This window comes from Actinophytocola glycyrrhizae (assembly GCF_042653545.1).
Classification (GTDB): domain Bacteria; phylum Actinomycetota; class Actinomycetes; order Mycobacteriales; family Pseudonocardiaceae; genus Actinophytocola; species Actinophytocola glycyrrhizae.
The window spans coordinates 242,950-265,405 of the sequence record NZ_JBHSIS010000024.1; the positions used below are offsets into that span (position 1 = coordinate 242,950).

Sequence of the window (22,456 nt, forward strand, 5' to 3'; positions counted from 1 at the left end):
GGTTGATACGTCAAAGAGGACGTTCAGAGGAGGGCTGGGTGCGATGACGCGGCCGACTGTGCCCACAAGCCCGAGCGTGCAGAGCCGGGCGCTGGCACAACTCCTCATGAACGGGCTCCGGCCGGTCGGCGACCGCCTGCGGATCACCGCGTGGCCGCACCTGCGGGTGGTGCGCGACATGTTCGACACCGTCGGGCTCACCCCGCTGCCCCGCGGCACCCGGGTCGAACCGGTCGCCGACGGTGACGTCCGGGGCCTGTGGATCACCGGCCGCCGCGCTGACCAGTCGAACGGCGTGGTGCTGTACCTGCACGGCGGCGGCTTCGTGTTCGGGTCGCAACGCACCCACAAACACCTGGTCGCGGCGCTGTCCGCGGCGACGGGACGGCCCGCGTTCCTCGTCGGCTACCGCCGCGCGCCCGAGCACCCGTTCCCGGCCGCTGCCGATGACGCGCTCGCCGCGTACCGCTGGTTGCTGCGCACCGGCCACCCCCCGGAGTCGATCACCGTCATGGGTGACTCCGCAGGTGGCCACCTGGTCGCGGGCCTGCTCGCCGACCTGTCCAGGCGCAGGCTGCCGATGCCCGCCGCGGCCGTCATGTTCTCCCCGTTCCTTGACCTGACCTGCGCGGAACTGGCGGACCGGGACAAGGTGCGGCGCGACCCGTTCGTGCCGCCGCAGCGGGCGATGGAGTGCGGCCGGACCTACGCGGGCGAGTACGCGCTCACGCACAGCAGGCTGAACGTGCTGCGGGCCAACAAACGCCGCTGGCCGCCGGTGCTGATCCAGGTCGGCGACACCGAATGCCTGCTCGGCGACTCCGAGCGGATGACGGAGAGCATCCGGACCGCGGGTGTCCACTGTGAACTGCAGGTGTGGCCGGGGCAGGTGCACGTGTTCCCGGCGTTCTACCCGCTGCTCCCCGAGGGCAGGGCCGCGATCTCCTACGTCGGCCAGTTCGTCCGCGAACTGGCCGCTGACCAGGGCGTGATCGCGACCGCGAGTTGACACGGCGGTGGAGATCCGGCGAATTCGAACACGTTTGCGGGCTGGGTCCGCGAACGGACACGTACGCTACCTGTCGTGAGTGTGGCTACCGGCGTGCTCGAATCCGCCGGACCCGTCATGGTGTGGATCATCGTGCTCGGGTTCGTGTTCACCGAGTGTGCCTTCATCGTCGGGCTGTTCCTGCCCGGTGACTCGCTGCTGTTCGCAGCGGGTGTGGTGCTGGCCGAACACGACGGTGAGGTCCACGCGTGGGCCCTGTCCGCCGCCGCGATGGTGACCGCGGTCGTCGGCAACATGGTCGGCTACTACATCGGCCACAAGGCGGGCCACACGATCATCGCGCGGCGCGGTGGCCGGGTGCTGAACCTCGAAAACCTCGCCAGGGCACGGGACTTCCTCGACCGTCGCGGCTTCTGGGCGATCGTGCTGGCGCGGTGGATCCCGTGGATCCGCACGCTCGCGCCGCTGATCGCGGGCGCCGCCAAGATGGACCACCGCCGGTTCCTGGTGGCCACGACGATCGGCGGACTGGCGTGGGTGCCGACGCTGGTGCTTCTCGGGTACTACGGCGCGGGACTGCTCTCGCACATGCCGTGGCTGAAGGCCGTCGCACTGTGGGGCAGCATCGCGTTCTTCGTCGTCGGCACGCTGTACGGGGTGCTCCGCTACCGGCAGGAAATGCACAAACCACCGGTGGAAGCGACGATCACCGCGGGCTCCGTACAGGACTGAACCGCGAGATCACGGAAACCAACCGGACGCAACCCCACCCGAACCCCAGGGTCCCCGCAAATACGTGCTGACTGGCTCACGAAGCGAAGCACCACGAACGCGAGCCACCCGCCGCTGTCCCGCGCAGCGCCCGCAGGCGGGCTGGTGCCGTGAAAGGCGCGTTCACGGCACAACAAGTGCCGTCAATGGGCCATTCACGGCACCCAGCGCCGTCAATGCGCCTTTCACGGCACCGCCAACGCCGTCAACGCGCCTTTCACAGCACCAAAGGCCCCGGGCGCTCCGCGCCCGGCCCCGCCAAACGGGCCCCGCGAAGCGGGGCCGCGAAACGAAGGCCCGCGCAGCGGGCCCGCAACCCACGCAACCCTGACGGTGGCGCAAGCCCACCACCAAGGGGCTCCCTGCCATCCCGTCGACCTGGCGTAGCCCGATCACACCGCGTCAAGGGGGGCCAAAACGACCGAATCACAACACGCTGAAGCTGGCCCCCCTTGGCGCGGTGTGATAGCCCGCAGGGAGGTCGACGGGATGGCAGGCAGACCCGAACCCAACCGCAGCCAACCCACCCCTCCGCCACCCCCGAGACCTGCCCGTCCGGCGAGGACAAACCCACAACAAAAGCCGCGAACCGACCGGAACGCAACCCCCACCCGAACCCGGGGGCGTCCCGCCATGCCAGTCTACCGGCACCCACCGACAAAACAAGCGACAAGAGCCGACCTGTGGACAACCAGGTCGGCTGTGGACAACCGGGGTCAGTCTTCGCGGGCCCACAGGACGAGTTGGATGCCGTCCGGGTCGCGGAGGGCGATGACCTCGGTGCCGGGGGCCGTGTGTTCTTCCTTTATGGGTGAGAACGTCACGCCGTGGTCGGTGAGGCGGTCGGTCCACTCGCGCAGGCAGGTGCGGCCCGGGACGGAGAACGTGAGGTGGTCCAGGCCCGGCCTGCGTTCGTCGAAAAGGGAGTACTCGGACACCGGGTGTTGCACGAGGGTGAGTGTGATCCCGAACCCCGGCCCGCGCAGGAACGCCTTTCGCATCCCGGTCGGCTGGTCGTCGCAGCCGACCGACTCGAAGCCCAGCACCCGCTCGTACCAGGGGACGCTGCGGTCGACGTCGGTGACGGTGAGTGCGACGTGGTGAACACCGGTCAGCGGGGGCATCAGAGTCCTTCCCGACCCTGCCGGAGGCGGGCCGACTCCGCCATACTGCCGCAGCGGTTCGGCAAAACCCCCGCCGTTATCGGATCTTCTGCAGGCCGATATCCCGTCAGTAACCGCCGCTGATCGGCAGCGTGGCACCGGTCACGTACGACGCCGCGCCGGACAGTAGCCACACCACTCCTTCGGCGATCTCCTCCGGTTCGCCCGCCCGTTTCATGGGGATCAGCGGCGCCCGCTCGATCGCCCGGTTCGGCAGGCCCGCGGCCGCGTGCAGGTCTGTGTGGACGGTGCCGGGTGCGACCGCGTTCACCCGCACGCCCTCGGCGGCGACCTCCTGGGCGAGCCCGTACGTCAGGGTCTCCACGGCCGCCTTGCTCGCCGCGTAATGCACCCACTCGCCGGGTGAGCCGCGGCCCGCGGCGGTCGACGACACGTTCACGATCGCGCCGCCGGGCCCGCCGTGACGGGTCGACAGCCGGCGGACCGCCTCCCGGTTGCACAGGAACACCCCCATCACGTTCACGTCCAGCACGCGGCGCACCGTGGCCGCGTCCTGCTCGTCCAGTCGCCCAGGGGTGTTACCCGTGATGCCCGCGTTGCACACCACGCCGGTGAGGTCACCGAGTGTGACGGCCTGGTCGAACAGGCGTCGCACGTATTCCTCGTCGGCGATGTCGCCTGCCACCGCAAGCGCTTGCGCGCCCGCTGCCTCGGCGTCCGCGACGACCGCACGGGCCGCGTCGTGGTCGCTCGCGTAGCCGATGGCCACGTCGTACCCGGTCCGCGCGAGCTGCCGGACCACCGCCGCACCGATTCCCCGGCTCCCGCCGGTCACGATCACAACACTCACGACCGGGAACCTATCCGGTGGAGCGCTCCAGCAGTGCCGCGGCTTCCAGGACCATCCACCCGGCCAGTTGCACGGACAGGTCGCGTTCGGCCCTGCGGTGCCCCGCGGTCCTCGGCACCCGCGCCGGTTGCGACCACTCCGGCCCGAAGAGCGGGCCGGACCGCGCCAGCGCCCGGTTGCGCCACGCAGCCGACGCGGAGCCGACGACCAGCCCGCGCGCGGTGGCGGCCGCCGGGGAGGACGTGGGCAGCCGCAGCGCCGCCTGCGCGAGGTACCGCGCGAGGATGCCCGCGAACAGGCCGCCGTCGCCGCCGCCCCGGCCGCGCAGCACGTCGTCGTCGTTGAGGTGGGCGGCGACGGCGCCGATGGTCCGCTCGGCGCGCTCGATCCACACGCCGGAGGTGTCGCCCTCGGCCAGCTCGACGCACGCGCCGAGGTACACGCCCTGGCAGTAGGTGTAGATGACCTTGACGACGTCCCTGATCGACCCGTCCTCCTCGACGTACACGCCGTCCCACAGCAGGCCGGTGGCGGGGTCGACCAGCACCTGCGACATCCACTCCGTCACGGATCTCGCCCGCTGCGGGTCGGCGCGTTCGCCGCCGCGGGTCGACCAGCGCGCGAACAGGATCGCGGCGGGGCCGTTGGCAGGGACGTTCTTGAACAGGTCCTTGCGCCGCCACCAGATGCCGCCGCCGCCGTGGTCGGTCCACCCGGCACGCAGCTGCGCGGCGATGGCGGTCATCGCCCTGGTGACCGGCACGTCCTCGCAGTCGTGCGCGCGCATGAGCGCGAGGCCGAGCCACGCGATGTCGTCGTAGTAGTCGTTGGTCCAGGCGCCGAAGTTGCGCACGCGCACACCGCGCACGAGCCCGCGGATGGTGCCGGCGCGGGCCGCGTTCGGCTGCCGTTCCTGCGCGTCGACCAGGCAGTCCAGCAGGTGCGCCTGCCACCAGTAGTTCCAGTGGACGTGCAGGCGGTTGCCGATCGACTGTGGCCAGCCCGCGACACCGAGCCGGGTGCCGGGCAGCGCCCACACCCGCCGCAGGTGTCTGGCGACCACGGCACGTTCGGTGACGGCCGCCCGCGCACCCCAGAGGGACGGTGACCCTTCTGTTGTGCTGCCCGCATGACCGGCCCGTTGCGTCACTTCTACATCGTGAGCGCTGAATCGGTTCCGATGTTTCCGCCAGGAGAGTGATGTCACCGTCCTGTGTCACAGTGAGGCTCATGACCACCACGCCCGTGACGTGTCCTCTCTGCGAAGCGACCTGCGGGTTGACGGTGACGATCGACGACCGGGACGGCGCGGGCCGGGTCACCGGTGTGCGCGGTGACGACGCCGACGTGTTCTCCCACGGGTTCGTCTGCCCCAAGGGCGCGTCGCTCGGCGCCCTCCACCACGACCCGGACCGGCTGCGCGTGCCACTGGTGCGCCGCGACGGCGAGCTGGTCGAGGCCACCTGGGACGAGGCGTTCGCGGAGATCGAGCGCAGGCTGCCGGCGATCATGGCCGAGCACGGGCGGAACGCGGTCGCGGTCTACGCGGGCAACCCGGCGGTGCACAACACGCCGACCTCGCTGTACGGCCCTGCGTTCTACAAGGCGCTCGGCACCAGGAACTTCTACACGGCGGGCACCGTCGACCAGGTCCCCAAGCACTTCTCGGTGGGGCACATGTTCGGCGGCGGGTTCACCATCCCCGTGCCGGACCTGGACCGCACCGGGCACCTGCTGATGCTCGGCGCGAACCCGCTCGTGTCCAACGGCAGCCTGATGACCGCCCCTGACATGCGCGGCAGGCTGCGTGCGCTGCGGGAACGCGGCGGCAAGCTCGTGGTGGTCGACCCGAAGCGGTCCAGGACCGCGGAGATCGCCGACGAGCACCACGCGATCCGCCCGGGCACCGACGCGCTCCTGCTGTTCGCGCTGGTCAACGAGCTGTTCACGATGTCGCTGGTGAACACCGGGGACCTGCCGGTCAACGGTGTCGACGAGCTGCGCGCGCTGGCCGCGCCGTTCACGCCGGAGACGGTCGCGGCGCACACCGGCCTCGCGGCCGGGGACATCCGCCGCATGGCCCACGAGCTGGCGGCCGCCGACCGTGCCGTCGTGTACGGCCGGATCGGCACCACGACGCAGACGTTCGGCACGCTCACCAGCTGGCTGATCGACGTGCTGAACGTGCTGACCGGCAACCTGGACCGCGAGGGCGGCGCGATGTTCCCGCTGGCCGCGGCCGGGCAGGCGAACGCGCGCCCGTCGAAGCGGCGCGGCTTCCGGACCGGCCGGTGGCACAGCCGGGTCCGCGGCCTGCCCGAGGTGGTCGGGGAGCTGCCGGTGGCGACCCTCGCGGACGAGATCCTGACCCCCGGCGAGGGCCAGGTGCGCGCGCTGATCACGGTGTGCGGCAACCCGTGCCTGTCCACCCCGAACGCGGACCGGCTCGCGGAAGCCTTGGGGCAGCTGGACTTCATGATCTCGGTCGACGTGTACCTGAACGAGACGAGCAGGCACGCGGACGTCGTCCTGCCCGGCCCGACGCCGCTCGAACGCCCGCACTACGACCTGGCGCTGTACCAGCTCGCGGTGCGCAACGTGGCGAACTGGACACCGGCCGCGCTGCCGACGGACGTGCCGCAGGAGTGGGAGACCCTGCTGCGCCTCACCGCCATCGTCACGGGCATGGGCGCGGCGGCCGACATCGCGGCGCTGGACGACTTCGTGGCCGACGAGACGGCCAAGCGGTACGGCGTGCCGCCCGGCGACCGCCGCGGCCCGGAGCGGCTGATCGACATCATGCTGCGCGGCGGCCCGTACGACCTGGCGCTCGCCGACCTGGAGGCCGCGCCGCACGGTGTCGACCTCGGCCCGCTGACGCCCCGGCTGCCCGACGTGCTCGGCACGCCCTCGGGCCGGGTCGAGCTGGCGCCCGCGGCGATCACGGCCGACGTGCCCCGGCTCGCGGCCGTGCTGGGCACCCCGGTGAACGGCGAGCTGCTGCTGATCGGGCGACGGCAGCTGTCGTCCAACAACTCGTGGATGCACAACCTGGAACCGTTGGTGCGCGGTAAGAACCGCTGCACGGCACAGCTCAACCCGGCGGACGCGAGCAGGCTCGGTCTCGTCGACGGCGGCATGGCGGTGGTCCGTTCCCGCGCGGGCAGGATCGAGATCCCGGTGGAGGTCACGGACGCGATCCGGCCCGGTGTGGTGAGCATCCCGCACGGCTGGGGCCACGACGTGGACGGCACCCGCACCACGGTCGCGCGGGCGCACGCGGGCGTGAACACCAACGTGCTGGCGGACGACCGGCTGCTCGACGCGCTGTCCGGCACCGCGGCGCTCAACGGCATCCCGGTGGCGGTCGAACCCGCGGGCGCGTGAGGCCGGCGAATCAAAACGAATCAGACCGTTGACAACGCACGTGCACGCCTGATGTGATGCGCATCAGTTCGCATCATCTTGGATCATCCCGGCACGGATGACGGGAGGGTCATGGACACCTCGGGTGGGTCGGTTCCGCCGCCGGCGGGCAGGGAGCGGCTGGCGGCGGAACTGAGGCGGCAACGCGACCTCGCCGGGGTGTCCGGCCGGGAGCTGGCTCAGCGCATCGGCATCAGCCAGTCCAAGGTGTCCCGGATCGAGTCGGGCGTCGTCGTCCCGTCCCTTCCGGAGGTGACTGCCTGGGGAGAGGAGCTGGGGGTGCCCGTCGAGACACAGGAACGACTCACGGCCCTGACGGAGGCCGCGTACGACGAGGTACATCCGTGGCGGGCGGCGCTGCAGCGGCGCGGCAACCTGCAGGACACCGTCCAGGACCTGGAGTCCACCGCGACCAGGATCCGCACGTTTCAGCCCGCGCTCGTGCCGGGACTGCTCCAGACCGCCGAGTACGCGCGCCGCGTGATCGGCATGTTCCACCGGCAGTACAGCGAAGCCGACCCGGCCGCCGAGGTCGCGGGCAGGCTGCACCGGCAGCTCGCCCTGTACGAGACGAAACGCCACTTCGACTTCCTGGTCACGGAGACGGCACTGCGCTGGCGACCCGGCCCCGTCGCCCTGCAGGCCGCGCAACTCGACCGGATCGCGTCGGTCGGCACGCTGGACAACGTCACGATCGGGTTCATCCCGCTCGACGTCGAGGCCACCGCGCTCACGACGCACAACTTCGTGATCTACGAAGGGGACGACGGCGCCGCGGACGCGACGGTCAGCGTCGAGACCATCCACGCCGACATGACCGTCGACACCGAGGAACACGTCGCGCTCTACCGGTCCCGTTGGGAACAGCTGAGCGCGACGGCGCTCTTCGGTGACGAGGCACAGGAATTCCTGCGCGGCGTCGTCGCCGATCTCCGCACTCGTTCAACCAGTTAGGACGACACCAATCAGGACAATGGAGTCCACAATGGCCGTTTTATCCGAGAGAACGACGCGGTAGGGGCAGCATTCCGCACGCGAACGCGTCCCACCCGCTCCTCGTGAACCACAGCACGGGCCCGTCGGGGTCCTTGGAGTTCCGTACTCCGACCACCTCGGCCTTGCCCACCTCCACGCAGTTGCCACCTTCACTGAAGGTGCTCTTCGCGAAGGTGGTGTGCGCCCGGATCCAGTTCTCCATGTGGCCGCTCATGACTGGGTGCATGGGTCCATGGAAACCCGAAGGCAGAAGATGACGAAAGTATCCGACAATTATTCGCCCGAAACTGTCATGTTTCACCTCTACGGCACGGTCGGGCCCGCCGCACACGGTGTGGCCGTCGAGTTCGGTCCGGAACGGGAACGGCGCATGCTCGTGCCGCTCCTGCTCACCAGGGGGAAGGCGGTGTCCCGCCTCGAGCTGACCGAGTGGATGTGGGACGACGCGCCGGAGAGCGCGTCCGCCGACCTCGAACAGCACCTGACCGCGCTCCGCCGCGGGCTCGCCGCCCTCGGCTTCCGGCAGACGCTGGTCAACCGCGATCAGGTGTGCAGGCTCACGATCCCGCCCGACCGGGTCGACGCGCACCGGCTCGCCGCGGTCGTGGCCGAGTCGAGCAGGCTCGACGACCGCACGGCGGCGCGGCGGCTGCGCGCGGCGCTCGACCTGTGCGCCGGGCACCCGCTGGCCGGGCTGACCGGCCGCCGGATCGACCGCTGCCGCCACACCCTCCTCGAGGAACGCCGGACCGCGAAGATCGCGCTGATCCGTGCCGAGTTCCGCCTCGGCCGCGCGGAACAGCACGTGCCGGACCTCCTCCGGCTGTCCCACGAGCGGCTGGCCGACAGCGAGGTCGTCGGGCTCGCCGTGTCCGCGCTGCGGCACACCGGCAGGCAGGCCGAGGCAGCCGAGCTGTACGACCGCTTCCGGGAGCACCTGATCGAGCTGGGCATGTCGATGCCGAAGCGGATGCTGGACCTGCGGCCCCGGACGAGCCACGTGGAAAGCCACTAGTCGGCGGCTACCAGGCCAGGTCCAGGTCCGCGTGCTGCCGGATCCACTCGTGCATCACGATGCCCGCCGCCACCCCCGCGTTGATGGAGCGGGTCGAGCCGAACTGGGCGATGGACACGACCAGGGTCGCCTGCTTGCGGGCGTCGTCGGTGAGGCCGGGGCCCTCCTGCCCGAACAGGAGGACGCACTTCCTCGGCAGGGGCGCCGTCTCCAGCCGGGCCGCGCCGGGGACGTTGTCGACGGCGACGACCGCGAGGCCCTCGGCGGTCGCGAAGTCCAGCAGCGCCGCCATGTCCGGCTGGTGGTGCACGTGCTGGTAGCGGTCGGTCACCATGGCGCCCCGCCGGTTCCAGCGGCGGCGGCCGACGATGTGGACCGCGCGGGCCGCGAACGCGTTGGCGGTGCGCACGACCGTGCCGATGTTGTGGTCGTGCTGGAAGTTCTCGATGGCCACGTGGAAGTCGTGCCGACGGCTGTCGAGGTCGGCGACCACGGCGTCGCGGCGCCAGTAGCGGTAGTGGTCGACCACGTTGCGGCGGTCCCCGTCGGCCAGCAACGCCTGGTCGTAGCGGTCGTCGGCAGGCCAGTCACCCGGCCACGGGCCTACGCCGACCGGCTCGCCGAACGCCCACTCGGTCGGACCGGACTCCTCCGCCACCGCACCCACACTCCCACGTACGACACGATCAGCAGCACGACCGCACCCACCGCGACGGCCGGGAGGAGCGGGCGGGGAACGATCTCGTCGTAGATGTAGTACTCGTTGAAACCACCGGGCAGCGGCCCGAGGCCCTGCATGCCGCGGAACCAGTCTTCCAGGGCGGTCAGCGGGCACGGCACCGGCAGCACGTTGACGATGACGCCCCACGCCGCGAAGAACACGTGCACGAAGATCGATCTTCGCCAGCGCCAGGCCAGGAACCCGCCCAGACCGATGTACAGCAGTGCGAGGAAATGCACCACCATCGTGACGTCGGCGAATAATCCGGCCATACGGCCACGCTACCCAAGAATCAACCGGGTGGCGGCTGCTGCGGCGCAGGTGGCGGCGGTTGCGTGCCGATCGCGGGCTGCCCGGGCGGCGGGGTCGGCGCCGACGGTCCCGTCAACGAGTCGAAGGCACCCTTCAACGAGGGCGCGGCCCGCACGTTCGGGTCGTCGACCTCGTAGTACTCCTTCTTCCGGAACTTGCCGAAGTTCGCGACCATGCTCGACGGGAACGTGTCGAACCGCGTGTTGTAGGCACGCACGTTGCCGTTGTAGAACCGCCGCCCCGCCGCGATCCGGTCCTCGGTCTCGACCATCTGCTGCTGGAGGTCGAGGAAGTTCTGGTTGGCCTTCAGGTTCGGGTACTGCTCGGCGACCGCGAAGAAGTTCGACAGCGCGCCGTTCAGCGCCTGCTCGGCCTGCCCCTGGGCGGCGGGGCCAGCGCCGTGCGCGGCGACCGCCTGTGTGCGCGCGGCCACGACCTGCGTCAACGTCTGCTGCTCGAACCGGGCGGCCGCCTTGGTGACCTCGACCAGGTTGCCGATCAGGTCGTGCCTGCGTTGCAGCTCCACGTCGATCTGGCGCCACGACTCCTCGATGGTGTTCCGCTGCCGCGCGAACCTGTTGTACATCGAGATGACGGCGCCGACCGCGATCACGAGGATCGCCACGACCACCAGCAGGATGATGAGAACCGCTTCCACCCTGGTGAGGCTATACCGCGAGGACGTGCTACGCGGGCCGACTCACAAACCGAGGTCGGCGAGATCCAGCAGGTAGCGGTACGGCAGCCCGCGTGCCTCGATCGCCTCCCGCGCCCCGGTGTCGCGGTCCACGACCGTCGCGACCCCGACGACCCGCGCCCCGGCCTCGCTCAGCGCGTCGACCGCGGTCAGCACGCTGCCACCGGTGGTCGACGTGTCCTCCACGGCGAGCACCGGCTGCCCGGCGACCTCGATGCCCTCGATCCGCCGCTGCATGCCGTGCGCCTTGGTCTCCTTGCGGACCACGAACACGTCCAGCACCTCACCGGCGGCCGCGGCGGCGTGCATCATCGCACCCGCGACCGGGTCGGCACCGAGGGTGAGCCCGCCCGCCGCGACGTAGTCCCAGTCGGCGGTGAGCTGGCGCAGCAACCGCCCGATGAGCGGGGCCGCCGCGTGGTGCAGGGTCGCGCGGCGGAGGTCGACGTAGTAGTCGGCTTCCTTGCCGGAGGCGAGCGTCACGCGCCCGTGCACCACGGCGAGCTCGGTGACGAGGCGGGCGAGCTCGCCCTTGGCTGTGAGGTCAACGGTTCGCACGAGTCGACACTGTCTCATGACCTGGGGCGATGGCGGCGGCGGCGCGCCAGAAGTCACAACCGGCTGACCGCCGGCTCTCATCCCACCGGGGTCAGCCGAACCCGCGCTCGTCCTGCTTGAGCGCGGTGTCGACGGTCAACGCGGACGCGACGACCATGCTGGCGAGCGGGTCCCGCAGCTGCCGGTGGATCTGCACCACGTAGTTGTCGGCGGTGGTGAACATCGTCTTGGCGAAGCCCTCCCACGTCTTCGTGATGCGGGCGATCTCCCCGCCGGTGTGGTCGGTGACGGAGAAGTTCCACGCCCGCCAGTTCTCGGCCTGGATCCCGCCGACCTGCTGCTCGTTCACCAGGAACGTGAACCGGATCTTGCCGAACACGTTGTCCTGCACGATCTTCCCGATCTCCTGCCCGTCCGGCCGCGCCACGATGATCCGCGACTTGAACACCTTCGCCGGCCGGGTCAGCATCAGCACCGGCTGGTGGTTGACGTCGCGCACCTCCAGCCGGTGCGTGAGGAACTGGTCGTAGCTGGAGAAGAACCGGACCGCCTTCTTGAGCGCGCTCTGCCCGACCTGCGCGACCGACCCGAGCTGCCGCCCGTGCTGGTCGAACACCGCGTACTCGTTGGCCATCTCGATGAGCTTGACCTTCTGGTTCACCACCAGAACCGGTTCGGTGAACAACGTCCCGCCGCCGTACCCGGCCTGACCGACCCCGGCCGCCCTGGCCTGCTCCCGAACCCGGCCCGGATCTGGGCCCCTGCCGACCTCCACCTCCCAGGGGCTGGCGTCACTGCGCGGTGGCTGTTGCTGTGTGTGCTGTGTCCACTGCGCACCGTCCCACCAACGGAGAACAGGGGAACCGGGCTGCTCCGGGTACCAACCAGGCGGCTGCGTCATGACGGCAGCTTGTCACCGCGAACGACGCCCCGCAGCCGTTGTCCGAATACTCCCGTCCACAGTGGCAGAGGGCGGTACGCTCGCTACGCAGCGCAGCCAGGGAGGGGCCGACGATGGGGGAACTGCACAAGGGCGAGGGCCTACGCACGATCGCGAACGCGGCCCAGGCCCAGGGCACCTTCAGCTTCGACCCGGACGACCTCCGGTCACTGATCAAGAAGTGGCAAGAGCTGGCCGACAGCTACGAAAACTCGATCTATCGAGCCGACTCGATGACTCGCATCGACCCGCCCGGCGGCGACTTCGCGAGTGAGTCGTATGTCAAGGTGGCGATCGCCTCCGGCAACTCGTACATCGAGTACCTCCGGCACAACCAGCAGTACTGCAGCAGACAAGCCCAGCTGTTCCAAGATGCGTTGGACGACTACCTCGGAGTCGAGCAAACCAATGTCACCGAGGTCAATGAGAGCGGCCGAGAGGTCTGAGTTGCGCTCACATCTTTTTCGGCTACTCCCCGCACTTTTCGTCGTTCTGGCAGCCGGTTGCACAGATTCCACTGCCGGACGAGCGACACCGGAGCCGACGAGCACGACGGCTGAAGGCACGGAAGCGCCGACGGAATCGACTCCGGACTCCGATAAGCTGCCGACGGACGGAGCTCCCGAAGTCGATGACCCGATCGACACGGCGAAGTTCCAGGAAAATCCCTGTCTCTCACTGACCTCCGAGCAGTCCGCGGACATCTTCGACGTCGGTGCCGCTGGTCGGCAGTCCGGTGGCCCTTTGGGCGAGACCTGCGAATGGCGCAACGAAAGTACCCACAGCAGGGTGTGGATCGGATTCCTCGACAAGGACCCGCGTGGCCTGAGTGCTGAATACGGGGCCAACGAGGACGGAAGGTGGGCCTTCTTCGAGCCGCTTCCCCCGATCGAAGGGCAACCGGCCGTCGCGCGTGGTCGACTCGATGACCGGGAGATCGGCATCTGCACCGTTGTGGTGGGGGCCAGTGATGAGATCGCTTTCGAGACTCGGGTCCAGCTGTCCCAGGGGAACATCGGGAAGATGGACCCGTGCGCGGCGGCCGCTGACGTGGCCGGGGAAGCCGTCAAGACCATCAAGGCCGGATAGGGCGCGGCTGGTTCATGGGCACCTTCAGCGAGGCGCAGATCCGCTTCCTCGACAAGGATCCGCGTGGTCTCAGCGCGGAGTACGAGGCGCACGCCGACGGACGGCTCGGCTACTTCGAGGAACTGCCGCCTGTCGAAGGTCTTCCCGCGGTTGCTCGTGCCGCGGTGGATGATCGGCCGAACGGGATCTGCACGGTCGTCGTCGGGGCGAGTGACGAGGTTGCGTTCGAAGCACGCGTTCGGCTCTCGCGGTCCAATGTGGGCAAGAAGGATCCTTGCGTGGTCGCCGTTGACGTGGCTGGGGAAGCGGTCGAGACGATGGCGGCCGGTTAGGTCACGGCTTCCATACGAAGGTCGGGACGTGGTCCAGTACGTCGCACAGGTAGTTCAGCAGGGCGTCCACATCGGACACATCGATCTTGCCTTCCTGCCAGGTGAGCAGGTCGGCTTGTTCGAAGCGGAACGGGGTGGTCAGCGCGCGTTCGTCCGCCAGCATCCATTCCATCATCCTGGGGTGGAGTACGTCGTAGGCGAACCTGTCGTTCTCCGTGCGGATGTGGAATGTCCTGTTGAACTCGTCGCTTTCCAGCTGCAGGTCGCGCACGCCGACGAAGCCCAGCAGCTTGCGGCCAAGGCCTTCCCGGTTCAGCTGCAGTGTCGGCTTCGGTGCCGGGAGTCCTGTCGAGACGATCGTGTAGTGGTAGGTCCGGGTCCTGCGGTCGTCTCCGCTGCCACGTGTTTCCTTGTACGAGTACTCGAAGGCCAGCACGGGGCGGCCCCGGTGCGTCCCCGTCAGTACGTGGCGGGCGTCCCTGCCGTGGCCTTCGCCGAACGGGGTGCCGGTGAAGCGCCTCGCAAGGCCGCGGTCGCGTTCCGTGTAGCGCCAGCCGCGTTCTCCGGCCAGTGCGGTGAAGGCTTCTACCTTCTTCTTGTGTGCCTGGTACTGGAAGAACATCACCGCCGCGACGACCACGACAACGACGATGACCAGCAGCGTTGTGTTCACAGCACGTCAAAGTACGTGACGGCCGCGACGCCGCGGGCCCGTTTCGGGGAAAGTCAGGTGCGGTCCCTGCCCTCGGCCACGCGGGACTCCAGGCGGCGCAGTGCCGCGCGCGGCAACAACCGGGGCACCGCCAGCAGCGCCTTGTACACCCCGCCCGGCACCGAGCGCGGGCGGCCGCGGCGCAGGTCGCGCAGGCAGTCGGCCACCACGCGGTCCGCGTTCAGCCACAGAGCCTCCGGCAGTGCCGTCATGTCGTCGCCCGCCCTGGCGTGGAACTCCGTTTTCGTGAAGCCCGGGCACAGGGCCAGCACCCGCACCCCCGTACCGGCCAGGTTCGCCGCCATGCCCTCCGAGAACGTGGTCACCCACGCCTTCGACGCGGCGTAGGTCGCACCCGTGGCCGGGAAGAAACCCGCCACGCTCGACACGTTCACCACCGCACCGTGGCCGCGGTCGAGCATGCCCGGCAGCGCGGCGCGGGTCAGGCGCAGCACGCTGGTGACGTTCACGTCGAGCTGGGACTGCAGGTGGTCCATGTCCGTCGACGCGAACGCACCCCGGGTGCCGAAGCCCGCGTTGTTGACCAGCAGGTCGATCGGGTCGCCGGCCGACAGGCGTTCCTCGACGCGCTTGCGGTCCCCGGCCACCGACAGGTCCGCCGCCATCGGGGTGACCGTGACGCCGTGGCTCGCGGCGAGGGAGTCCGCGACCTCATCGAGCCGCTCCCTGGTGCGGGCGACGATCACCAGGTCGTAGCCCTCGGCGGCGAGCTTCCTGGCGAAGGCGGCGCCGATCCCGGCAGTGGCCCCAGTGACGAGCGCTGTTGGCATGCGCCCAACGTTAGTCGGGCCGCTCCCCGTGCCGTCCGGTCGGCTGCTCGTGCTCGCCGACCGGGTCGACCTCGGCGTCGAAGGGGTCGATCACGTCCGCGATCTCGCCGACGCCGCGCAGCAGCCGCTCCAGCCGCGACGGTGACGCGTGCGGCGCGACGCTCGCCAGCACCCAGCCCTCCTCGATCCACGCCACCGGGATGTCGGCGCCGATCTCCTCCGTGGCGTCCACGAGGTCGGGGGTGATCAGGCCGCGGGCGGCGCTGATGTCGGAGACGAACGCGTAGCGCTGGCCGACCGGCCCGAGCAGCTCGGGCATCGTGTCGCGCTGGAACGGTGCGCTCGGCAGCCACAGCTCGACCACGGCGGGCAGCACCCGCCTGCACTGCACGGCCGCGATCACCGCGACGACCCGCCCGCCCGCCTCCAGGTCGAACACGTACACCTTGCGGCGGCCGTCCGCGGTGAACGTCGACCCGGCGACCACGTCGCGTGCGACGCCGCCGCCGTGGAACGCGACGGCACCGCCGCTCCACTGGGTCGGCAGCAGGTGGTCGGTTTCCGCGAACTGCCACCCACGCAGCGCGGCCCAACGACGGCGCTCCCGGTTCCGCGAGGTGAGGCGGGCGCGGTCACGCAGCAACAGCGCGGCGCCGGCCAGCCCGGCGACCACCGCCACGACGAACCACACCCATGCCGGTATGCCCACCCGGCAAAGAGTAGCCGTCACAGCGCCGGAGCAAAGATCACAGGCCCCATGTCACCCGTCCTGGCGCGCTACCCGCCCGTTTCTCTATAGTGCTAGTTAGCTAGATAAATGGAGGTAGTCGTGATCGAGTTTCACCTGGACGGCAGGTCCGGCCTGTCGCCCTACCAACAGGTGGTCCAGCAGGTGCGGCACGCGCTCCGGCTTGGCCTGCTCCGCGAGGGCGACCAGCTGCCGAAGGTCAAGGACGTGGTCGCGGCCCTCGCGATCAACCCGAACACGGTGCTCAAGGCCTACCGCGAGCTGGAGCACGACGGGCTCGTCGCCGCCCGGCCCGGGGTCGGCACGTTCGTGACGGCGACGCTCGCCGACAACACGCTCGCCGCCCACGGCCCGCTGCGCCACGAACTGCGGCGCTGGCTCGACAAGGCCCGCAAGGCCGGTCTCGGCGACGAGAGCATCGAGGCGCTGTTCATGTCCACGTTTCGCAGCGCCGCGAGAGAGGACATAGCGTGACCGTCCTGACGGCCTGGGGACTGGGCAAGAAGTACAAGCGGCGCTGGGCGTTGGCGGGCTGCACGCTCGACGTCGAGGCAGGTCACGTGACCGGTCTCGTCGGCCCGAACGGCGCGGGCAAGTCGACGCTGCTGAACCTCGCCTCGGGCATGCTCGAGGCGACGGCAGGCACCATCGAGGTGTGCGGCGGCGTGCCGGGCAGCGGCCCGGAGCAGCTCGCGAAGGTCGGCTACGTCGCGCAGAGCACCCCGGTCTACGCGGGCCTGACCGTCGAGGACCACCTGCGGCTCGGTGCCCGGCTCAACCCGGGCTGGGACGAGAAGCTGGCACAGCGGCGGGTCGAGCGGATCGGGCTGGACCCGAAACAGCAGGCGGGAAGGCTCTCCGGCGGCCAGCGGGCGCAGCTCGCGCTCACGCTCGGCATCGCGAAGCGCCCCGAGCTGCTGCTGCTCGACGAGCCGGTCGCGGCACTCGACCCGCTCGCCCGCCGCGAGTTCCTGTCCGACCTGATGGAGGCGGTCGCCGAGCACGGTGTGTCGGTCGTGCTGTCCTCGCACCTGGTCGCCGACCTGGAGCGGATCTGCGACCACATGATCGTGCTCGTCGACGCCCAGCTGCGGATCGCGGGCGAGGTCGACGAACTGCTCGCGACACACCACCGGCTGTCCGGCCCACGGCGCGACCTCGACACGCTGCCGTCGGACCAGCACGTCATCTCCGCGCGCCACACCGACCGGCAGACCACGGTCGTCGTCCGCACCGACCGGCCGGTCCTCGACCCGTCGTGGACGGTCGGGCAGCTCGGGCTCGAGGACCTGGTCCTCGAGTACATGAGCAACCCGGTCACCGCCCGCCCGGCGCTGGAGGTGCTGCGATGACCTGGTTGACCTGGCGCCAGTTCCGCGTCCCGGCGATCTCGGTGTACACCGGGCTCGCGGCGATCGCGGTGGTCCTCGCGATCACCGGGCCCGACCTGGTGGGCCGCGGGGAGTTCGCCGACCAGGACCTGATGTTCGGCGGCACGATCCTCGTGCTGTACCTGCTGCCCGCGATCATCGGCGTGTTCTGGGGCGTGCCGATGGTGACCCGGGAGCTGGAGACCGGCACGCACAACCTGGTGTGGAACCAGAGCATCACCCGCAAGCGCTGGCTCGCGACCAAACTGGGGGTGGGCGTGGCGGCCACCGTGGTCGCGGCCGCGCTGCTGAGCACCGCGGTCACCTGGTGGGCCGCCCCGATCGACGCGCACGTGAGCGCCGACCCCAAGAGCTTCGCCCTGACCCGGATGGAACCGGTCGTGTTCGCCGCACGCGGGATCGTGCCGGTCGGATACGCCGCGTTCGCGTTCGTGCTCGGGGTGGCGGTGGGCATCCTGTTGCGCAGGACCGTGGCGGCGATGGCCGTCACGCTCACCGTGTTCGCCGCCGTGCTGGTCGCGGTCCCGTTCCTGGTACGCCCGTACGTCATCCCTCCGGTCGAGGACACGGTGACGATCACGGACTCGAACATCGGGCAGATCAGGGGGAACGAGTCGGGGGTCATCGAGTCGATCACCGTGGCCCAGCCCGCGGGCGCGTGGGTGCTCGCGAACGAGACCGTGGACGCGTCCGGCACCGCGGTGTTCCCGCTGCCCGACGCGGTACAGCACTGCCTGCCGCCGTTCGGCGGGAACGACGGCCCGCCCGACCGCATGTCCGTCACCGAATGCGTCGCGCAGCTTTCCGGACTCGGCTACTCGCAACGCGTCACCTACCAGCCCGGCAGCCGGTTCTGGGCGCTGCAGTGGATCGAGCTGGGGCTGTTCCTCGCGCTCTCGGGGCTGCTGACCTGGTTCTGCTTCCGGCGAATCCGCCACCTGTCCTGAGGGGGACCCATGCGCGTCATCGTCACGCTCACCGCACTCACGCTCGCCCTGTCCGCGACTCCCGCCGCCGCGGACCCGGCGCTGCGGCTGCCCGCCCCGACCGGTGGACAGCCGGTCGGCACGACCACGCTGTACCTGAAGGACACGTCCAGGCCCGACCCGTGGGTGCCGTCGGTGCCCTACCGGGAGCTGATGGTGTCGCTGTACTACCCGGCGGCCCGGTCCAACGGACCCACGGCGCGGTACATGACCCCGACCGAGTCCCGGCTCCTGCTGGAGGACGGCGGGCTCACGGACCTGTTGCCGCCCGACCTGCTGAGCACCGTGCGGACCAGCGCCGTCCGCGACGCGCGGCCCGCCGGGCGACCGGGCGGCCTGCCGCTGGTCGTGCTGTCGCCTGGCCACAGCAAGCCGCGCGCCACGCTCACGTCGCTGGCCGAGGACCTCGCGAGCCACGGCCACGTCGTCGCGGTCGTCGACCACACCTACGAGAACGTCGCGCAGACCTTCCCCGACGGGCGGGTCACCACGTGTCTCACCTGCGAGATGGCGAAGGACGAGACGGTCTGGATCGAGCTGGGCCGCGGCCGGGCCGCCGACGTGTCGTTCGTGCTCGACCGGCTGACCGGACCACGTCCCGCGTGGCGCGGCGCCCGGCTGGTCGACCGGTCGCGCATCGTGATGGGCGGGCACTCCGTCGGCGGCGCGAGCAGCATCCCCGCGCTGCTCGCCGACCCACGGCTCACGGCGGGGTTCGACATCGACGGCAGCACCGACGACGTGATCCCGGAGGGCGGGCTGTCGAAGCCGTTCCTGTTCCTCGGCCGGGCCGGGCAGTACACGCCGGGCAGCGGCGCCCCGGCCGCCACGTGGGAACGCAGCTGGGCGGGCATGACCGGCTGGAAGCGCTGGCTCCTGGTCGACGGCGCCGAGCACGTGTCGTTCACCGACGTCGGGCTGCTGATGGACCGGCTGGGCCTCGACTACGGCGCAGGCATCGCGGCCGGCCGCGCGCAGACGATCACCCGCACCTACGTCCGTGCCTTCCTCGACCGGCACCTGCGCGGCGACCCGCGACCACTGCTCGACGGGCCGTCACCGCGGTACCCGGAAGTCACCTTCCCGACGAACGGATGACCCGCGAAAGCGGCGCCTTCCTGGGGGAGGCGCCGCTTTCGGCTCTCCTACAGGGCGCCGCCGACGATCAGGGCCGCGCTGTCCGGCGTGACGTCGACGCGGACCGTGTCGCCGTCCCGGATCTCACCGGCCAGCAACGACTTCGCCAGCTGGTCGCCGATCGCCGAGGCCACCAGCCGCCGCAGCGGGCGTGCCCCGTAGACCGGGTCGAACCCGTTGAGCGCCAGCCATTCCCGCGCGGCCGGGCTGACGTCGAGCGTCAGACGGCGGGCGGCGAGACGGCGGCCGAGCGCGTCGATCTGGATGTCCACGATGGACGTCAGTTCCTCGGTCGCCAGCGATCCGAACACGACCACGTCGTCGAGCCGGTTCAGGAACTCCGGCTTGAAGTGCCGCTGCACCACCGAGAGCACGGCGTCCTTGCGCTGCTGGTCGTCCAGGGTCACGTCCGTGATGGCCTGCGAGCCGAGGTTCGACGTGAGCACCAGGATCGTGTTGCGGAAGTCGACCGTGCGGCCCTGCCCGTCGGTCAGGCGGCCGTCGTCGAGGACCTGCAGCAGCACGTCGAACACGTCCGGGTGCGCCTTCTCGACCTCGTCCAGCAGCACCACGCTGTACGGGCGCCGCCGCACCGCCTCGGTGAGCTGGCCGCCCTGGTCGTAGCCGACGTACCCGGGCGGGGCGCCGACCAGCCGGGCGACCGAGTGCTTCTCCGAGTACTCGGACATGTCGATGCGGATCATGGCGCGCTCGTCGTCGAACAGGAACTCGGCGAGCGCCTTCGCCAGCTCGGTCTTGCCGACCCCGGTGGGCCCGAGGAACAGGAACGAGCCGGTGGGCCGGTCGGGGTCGGCGACCCCGGCGCGGGCGCGCCGCACCGCGTCGGACACCACCCGTACGGCCTCGGCCTGCCCGACGACCCGCCTGCCGATGGCCTCCTCCATGCGCAGCAGCTTCGCGGTCTCACCCTCCAGCAGCCGCCCGGCCGGGATGCCGGTCCACGCCGACACGACGTCCGCGACGTCGTCCGGGCCGACCTCCTCCTTCAGCATGACCTGTTCCTCGGCGCGCTCCGCGGTGCGCGTCGCGGCGGCGAGGTCCTTCTCCAGCTGGGGGATCCGGCCGTACCGCAGCTCGGACGCGCGGCCGAGGTCGCCGTCGCGCTCGGCCCGCTCCGACTCGCCGCGCAACTGTTCGAGCTGCTCCTTGAGGTCGCGGACCTTCTCGATCGCGCCCTTCTCGTTCTGCCAGCGGGCGGTGAGCGCGGTCAGCGTCTCCCGCTTCTCGGCCAGCTCCATGCGGAGCGCCGCCAATCGCTCCTTGGAGGCGGCGTCGTCCTCCTTCTGGAGCGCCATCTCCTCGATCTCGAGGCGCCGCACGGCCCGCTCGACCTCGTCGATCTCCACCGGGCGGGAGTCGATCTCCATGCGCAGCCGGGACGCGGCCTCGTCGACCAGGTCGATGGCCTTGTCCGGCAGGAAGCGCGCGGTGATGTACCGGTCGGAGAGAGTGGCGGCCGCGACCAGCGCGCCGTCGGTGATCCGCACGCCGTGGTGCACCTCGTAACGTTCCTTGAGGCCACGCAGGATGCCGACGGTGTCCTCCACGGACGGCTCGCCGACCAGCACCTGCTGGAAGCGGCGCTCCAGCGCGGCGTCCTTCTCGATGTGCTGGCGGTACTCGTCGAGCGTGGTCGCGCCGACCATCCGCAGCTCACCACGGGCGAGCATCGGCTTGATCATGTTGCCCGCGTCCATCGCGCCCTCGCCGGTCGCGCCGGCGCCGACGATCGTGTGCAGCTCGTCGATGAACGTGATGACCTGGCCCGCCGACTCGGTGATCTCCTTGAGCACGGCCTTCAGCCGTTCCTCGAACTCGCCGCGGAACTTGGCGCCCGCGACCATCGACCCCAGGTCGAGAGCGACGACCCGCTTGCCGAGCAGCGACTGCGGCACGTCCCCGGCCACGATCCGCTGCGCGAGGCCCTCGACGATCGCGGTCTTGCCGACGCCTGGCTCACCGATCAGCACCGGGTTGTTCTTGGTCCGCCGCGACAGCACCTGCACGACCCGGCGGATCTCGGAGTCCCGGCCGATGACCGGGTCCAGCTCGCCCTTGCGGGCCCGCTCGGTCAGGTCGAGGCCGTACTTCTCGAGTGCCTTGTAGGTCGACTCCGGGTCCGGGTTGGTGACCCGGGCGGAGCCGCGGACCTTGGCGAACGCCTCCCGCAGCGCGTCGGGCGTCGCGCCGTGGCGGTTCAGCAGGTTCGCCACGGCACCGCCCTGCGCGGCGAGGCCGACGAGCAGGTGCTCGGTGGAGACGAACTCGTCGCCCATCTCGGTCGCGAGCTTCTGCGCGTGCGTCACCGACCGCAGTGCCTCGGCGTCCAGCTGCGGCGCGGACACGGTCGAGCCGGTCGCGGACGGTAGCGAGTTGGCGTACTGGTCCAGCTCCTTGCGCACCACGTTCGGGTCGGCCCCCACCGCCGACAGCAGTGGTGCGGTCAGCCCGTCGCCCTGCGCGAGCAGTGCGCCGAGCAGGTGCACGGGCTTCACGTCCGGGTGGCCCGCGACGGTCGCGGCCTGCGCGGCCGCCGAGATGGCCTGCTGGGTCTTGGTGGTCGGGTTGAAGGCGTCCATGGGTCCCCTCACGTGCAACGTTCTGACTCACTATGCACAACGTCAGCAAAGTTGAGTGTGTTCCGCTCAAGTACGACTTCGTGGGTGGTCGCGACCGCCCGGTTGCGCCTCACCCACATGTCCTAACGGGGTTGTCCACACCGAGGTGCCACTTGTCCACAATCCCCAGGTGCCTATCCACAGGCAGGCGTGCAAGGTGTGCCCCGGCCGCGAAGTCGAGAGAAAGCAGCTCACGGCGCTACCGCCACCCG

General features: G+C 70.4%; 25 protein-coding genes. 12 read left to right on the forward strand and 13 right to left on the reverse strand.

Annotation, left to right across the window (positions count from 1 at the left end; all coding sequences use genetic code 11):
* Nucleotides 1-43: 43 nt before the first annotated feature.
* Complete coding sequence (locus ACFPCV_RS35915; RefSeq protein ID WP_378061652.1) at nt 44-1,009, forward strand: alpha/beta hydrolase; 966 nt, start codon at nt 44-46, stop codon at nt 1,007-1,009.
* 117 nt (nt 1,010-1,126) lie between these two features.
* On the forward strand, nt 1,127-1,741 hold the full coding sequence (locus ACFPCV_RS35920; RefSeq protein ID WP_378061736.1) for a DedA family protein: 615 nt from the start codon (nt 1,127-1,129) through the stop codon (nt 1,739-1,741).
* A 755-nt stretch (nt 1,742-2,496) separates the two neighbouring features.
* Here the strand turns inward: ACFPCV_RS35920 and ACFPCV_RS35925 are convergent.
* The 3 genes from ACFPCV_RS35925 to ACFPCV_RS35935 all read right to left on the reverse strand — a co-directional run bounded on the left by ACFPCV_RS35925 (nt 2,497) and on the right by ACFPCV_RS35935 (nt 4,817).
* Nucleotides 2,497-2,904 (reverse strand): VOC family protein, encoded by a 408-nt coding sequence (locus ACFPCV_RS35925; protein ID WP_378061653.1) that lies wholly within the window; start codon nt 2,902-2,904, stop codon nt 2,497-2,499.
* Nucleotides 2,905-3,010: 106 nt separating this feature from the next.
* A complete protein-coding gene (locus ACFPCV_RS35930) occupies nt 3,011-3,754 on the reverse strand; it encodes an SDR family oxidoreductase (RefSeq protein WP_378061655.1) in 744 nt (247 codons plus the stop codon).
* A gap of 10 nt (nt 3,755-3,764) precedes the next feature.
* A complete protein-coding gene (locus ACFPCV_RS35935; protein WP_378061657.1) occupies nt 3,765-4,817 on the reverse strand; it encodes a glycoside hydrolase family 76 protein in 1,053 nt (350 codons plus the stop codon).
* 167 nt (nt 4,818-4,984) lie between these two features.
* Here ACFPCV_RS35935 and ACFPCV_RS35940 point away from each other — a divergent pair, with 167 nt between their 5' ends.
* Nucleotides 4,985-7,141: a molybdopterin-dependent oxidoreductase gene (locus tag ACFPCV_RS35940; RefSeq protein WP_378061658.1), complete on the forward strand. Its 2,157-nt coding sequence runs from the start codon at nt 4,985-4,987 to the stop codon at nt 7,139-7,141.
* A 111-nt stretch (nt 7,142-7,252) separates the two neighbouring features.
* Nucleotides 7,253-8,134: a helix-turn-helix domain-containing protein gene (locus ACFPCV_RS35945; RefSeq protein ID WP_378061660.1), complete on the forward strand. Its 882-nt coding sequence runs from the start codon at nt 7,253-7,255 to the stop codon at nt 8,132-8,134.
* A gap of 40 nt (nt 8,135-8,174) precedes the next feature.
* Here the strand turns inward: ACFPCV_RS35945 and ACFPCV_RS35950 are convergent, their stop codons facing one another.
* Nucleotides 8,175-8,402: a DUF397 domain-containing protein gene (locus ACFPCV_RS35950; RefSeq protein ID WP_378061661.1), complete on the reverse strand. Its 228-nt coding sequence runs from the start codon at nt 8,400-8,402 to the stop codon at nt 8,175-8,177.
* Nucleotides 8,403-8,468: 66 nt separating this feature from the next.
* On the opposite strand from ACFPCV_RS35950, the gene ACFPCV_RS35955 reads away from it, so the two are divergent.
* Nucleotides 8,469-9,191: an AfsR/SARP family transcriptional regulator gene (locus ACFPCV_RS35955; protein ID WP_378061663.1), complete on the forward strand. Its 723-nt coding sequence runs from the start codon at nt 8,469-8,471 to the stop codon at nt 9,189-9,191.
* Nucleotides 9,192-9,198: 7 nt separating this feature from the next.
* Here ACFPCV_RS35955 and ACFPCV_RS35960 read toward each other — a convergent pair whose 3' ends face one another.
* From ACFPCV_RS35960 to ACFPCV_RS35980, 5 genes are all read right to left on the reverse strand, one after another.
* Nucleotides 9,199-9,849 (reverse strand): TrmH family RNA methyltransferase, encoded by a 651-nt coding sequence (locus ACFPCV_RS35960; RefSeq protein WP_378061665.1) that lies wholly within the window; start codon nt 9,847-9,849, stop codon nt 9,199-9,201.
* On the reverse strand, nt 9,795-10,184 hold the full coding sequence (locus ACFPCV_RS35965; RefSeq protein WP_378061667.1) for a DUF2784 domain-containing protein: 390 nt from the start codon (nt 10,182-10,184) through the stop codon (nt 9,795-9,797). The genes ACFPCV_RS35960 and ACFPCV_RS35965 overlap by 55 nt, the downstream gene beginning before the upstream one ends.
* A 20-nt stretch (nt 10,185-10,204) precedes the next feature.
* Nucleotides 10,205-10,882: a LemA family protein gene (locus ACFPCV_RS35970; RefSeq protein WP_378061669.1), complete on the reverse strand. Its 678-nt coding sequence runs from the start codon at nt 10,880-10,882 to the stop codon at nt 10,205-10,207.
* 42 nt (nt 10,883-10,924) lie between these two features.
* The gene (pyrE, locus tag ACFPCV_RS35975) at nt 10,925-11,479 is read right to left on the reverse strand and encodes an orotate phosphoribosyltransferase (protein WP_378061671.1); all 555 of its coding nucleotides are present in this window, start codon (nt 11,477-11,479) and stop codon (nt 10,925-10,927) included.
* A 91-nt stretch (nt 11,480-11,570) separates the two neighbouring features.
* A complete protein-coding gene (locus ACFPCV_RS35980) occupies nt 11,571-12,380 on the reverse strand; it encodes an LURP-one-related family protein (protein ID WP_378061673.1) in 810 nt (269 codons plus the stop codon).
* Between the two features lie 113 nt (nt 12,381-12,493).
* Here ACFPCV_RS35980 and ACFPCV_RS35985 point away from each other — a divergent pair, with 113 nt between their 5' ends.
* Genes ACFPCV_RS35985 through ACFPCV_RS35995 form a run of 3 tightly spaced genes read left to right on the forward strand, consistent with a single transcriptional unit; the run spans nt 12,494 to nt 13,840 of the window.
* Nucleotides 12,494-12,865 (forward strand): hypothetical protein, encoded by a 372-nt coding sequence (locus ACFPCV_RS35985; protein ID WP_378061675.1) that lies wholly within the window; start codon nt 12,494-12,496, stop codon nt 12,863-12,865.
* Complete coding sequence (locus ACFPCV_RS35990; protein ID WP_378061677.1) at nt 12,843-13,508, forward strand: DUF3558 domain-containing protein; 666 nt, start codon at nt 12,843-12,845, stop codon at nt 13,506-13,508. The genes ACFPCV_RS35985 and ACFPCV_RS35990 overlap by 23 nt, the downstream gene beginning before the upstream one ends.
* A 14-nt stretch (nt 13,509-13,522) precedes the next feature.
* On the forward strand, nt 13,523-13,840 hold the full coding sequence (locus tag ACFPCV_RS35995) for a DUF3558 family protein (protein WP_378061679.1): 318 nt from the start codon (nt 13,523-13,525) through the stop codon (nt 13,838-13,840).
* A gap of 1 nt (nt 13,841) precedes the next feature.
* On the opposite strand, the gene ACFPCV_RS36000 is transcribed toward ACFPCV_RS35995, so the two are convergent.
* The 3 genes from ACFPCV_RS36000 to ACFPCV_RS36010 are packed head-to-tail and all read right to left on the reverse strand — an operon-like array spanning nt 13,842 to nt 16,052.
* On the reverse strand, nt 13,842-14,513 hold the full coding sequence (locus tag ACFPCV_RS36000; protein ID WP_378061681.1) for a type III secretion system chaperone family protein: 672 nt from the start codon (nt 14,511-14,513) through the stop codon (nt 13,842-13,844).
* A 53-nt stretch (nt 14,514-14,566) separates the two neighbouring features.
* Nucleotides 14,567-15,343: an SDR family NAD(P)-dependent oxidoreductase gene (locus tag ACFPCV_RS36005; protein ID WP_378061683.1), complete on the reverse strand. Its 777-nt coding sequence runs from the start codon at nt 15,341-15,343 to the stop codon at nt 14,567-14,569.
* A 10-nt stretch (nt 15,344-15,353) separates the two neighbouring features.
* On the reverse strand, nt 15,354-16,052 hold the full coding sequence (locus tag ACFPCV_RS36010; protein WP_378061685.1) for a type III secretion system chaperone family protein: 699 nt from the start codon (nt 16,050-16,052) through the stop codon (nt 15,354-15,356).
* A 120-nt stretch (nt 16,053-16,172) separates the two neighbouring features.
* Between ACFPCV_RS36010 and ACFPCV_RS36015 the strand changes: the two genes are divergently transcribed.
* Genes ACFPCV_RS36015 through ACFPCV_RS36030 form a run of 4 tightly spaced genes read left to right on the forward strand, consistent with a single transcriptional unit; the run spans nt 16,173 to nt 19,566 of the window.
* A complete protein-coding gene (locus ACFPCV_RS36015; RefSeq protein ID WP_378061687.1) occupies nt 16,173-16,565 on the forward strand; it encodes a GntR family transcriptional regulator in 393 nt (130 codons plus the stop codon).
* Nucleotides 16,562-17,443 (forward strand): ABC transporter ATP-binding protein, encoded by an 882-nt coding sequence (locus tag ACFPCV_RS36020; RefSeq protein WP_378061689.1) that lies wholly within the window; start codon nt 16,562-16,564, stop codon nt 17,441-17,443. Before ACFPCV_RS36015 ends, ACFPCV_RS36020 begins: the two co-directional genes overlap by 4 nt.
* Entirely contained in the window at nt 17,440-18,429 is a 990-nt protein-coding gene (locus ACFPCV_RS36025) for a transporter (protein WP_378061691.1), read from the forward strand. Before ACFPCV_RS36020 ends, ACFPCV_RS36025 begins: the two co-directional genes overlap by 4 nt.
* A 9-nt stretch (nt 18,430-18,438) precedes the next feature.
* Entirely contained in the window at nt 18,439-19,566 is a 1,128-nt protein-coding gene (locus ACFPCV_RS36030) for an alpha/beta hydrolase family protein (protein WP_378061693.1), read from the forward strand.
* Nucleotides 19,567-19,613: 47 nt separating this feature from the next.
* Here ACFPCV_RS36030 and clpB read toward each other — a convergent pair whose 3' ends face one another.
* Nucleotides 19,614-22,205 (reverse strand): ATP-dependent chaperone ClpB, encoded by a 2,592-nt coding sequence (gene clpB / locus ACFPCV_RS36035; protein WP_378061696.1) that lies wholly within the window; start codon nt 22,203-22,205, stop codon nt 19,614-19,616.
* Between the last annotated feature and the right edge of the window lie 251 nt (nt 22,206-22,456).

Bases quoted from the DNA above. Each gene is read 5' to 3' on its own strand.
- ACFPCV_RS35915 (WP_378061652.1), top strand. From the start codon at position 44: ATGACGCGGCCGACTGTGCCCACAAGCCCGAGCGTGCAGAGCCGGGCG.
- ACFPCV_RS35920 (WP_378061736.1), top strand. From the start codon at position 1,127: ATGGTGTGGATCATCGTGCTCGGGTTCGTGTTCACCGAGTGTGCCTTC.
- ACFPCV_RS35925 (WP_378061653.1), bottom strand. From the start codon at position 2,904: ATGCCCCCGCTGACCGGTGTTCACCACGTCGCACTCACCGTCACCGAC.
- ACFPCV_RS35940 (WP_378061658.1), top strand. From the start codon at position 4,985: ATGACCACCACGCCCGTGACGTGTCCTCTCTGCGAAGCGACCTGCGGG.
- ACFPCV_RS35945 (WP_378061660.1), top strand. From the start codon at position 7,253: ATGGACACCTCGGGTGGGTCGGTTCCGCCGCCGGCGGGCAGGGAGCGG.
- ACFPCV_RS35950 (WP_378061661.1), bottom strand. From the start codon at position 8,402: ATGCACCCAGTCATGAGCGGCCACATGGAGAACTGGATCCGGGCGCAC.
- ACFPCV_RS35955 (WP_378061663.1), top strand. From the start codon at position 8,469: ATGTTTCACCTCTACGGCACGGTCGGGCCCGCCGCACACGGTGTGGCC.
- ACFPCV_RS35965 (WP_378061667.1), bottom strand. From the start codon at position 10,184: ATGGCCGGATTATTCGCCGACGTCACGATGGTGGTGCATTTCCTCGCA.
- ACFPCV_RS35980 (WP_378061673.1), bottom strand. From the start codon at position 12,380: ATGACGCAGCCGCCTGGTTGGTACCCGGAGCAGCCCGGTTCCCCTGTT.
- ACFPCV_RS35985 (WP_378061675.1), top strand. From the start codon at position 12,494: ATGGGGGAACTGCACAAGGGCGAGGGCCTACGCACGATCGCGAACGCG.
- ACFPCV_RS35990 (WP_378061677.1), top strand. From the start codon at position 12,843: ATGAGAGCGGCCGAGAGGTCTGAGTTGCGCTCACATCTTTTTCGGCTA.
- ACFPCV_RS35995 (WP_378061679.1), top strand. From the start codon at position 13,523: ATGGGCACCTTCAGCGAGGCGCAGATCCGCTTCCTCGACAAGGATCCG.
- ACFPCV_RS36005 (WP_378061683.1), bottom strand. From the start codon at position 15,343: ATGCCAACAGCGCTCGTCACTGGGGCCACTGCCGGGATCGGCGCCGCC.
- ACFPCV_RS36025 (WP_378061691.1), top strand. From the start codon at position 17,440: ATGACCTGGTTGACCTGGCGCCAGTTCCGCGTCCCGGCGATCTCGGTG.
- ACFPCV_RS36030 (WP_378061693.1), top strand. From the start codon at position 18,439: ATGCGCGTCATCGTCACGCTCACCGCACTCACGCTCGCCCTGTCCGCG.
- clpB (WP_378061696.1), bottom strand. From the start codon at position 22,205: ATGGACGCCTTCAACCCGACCACCAAGACCCAGCAGGCCATCTCGGCG.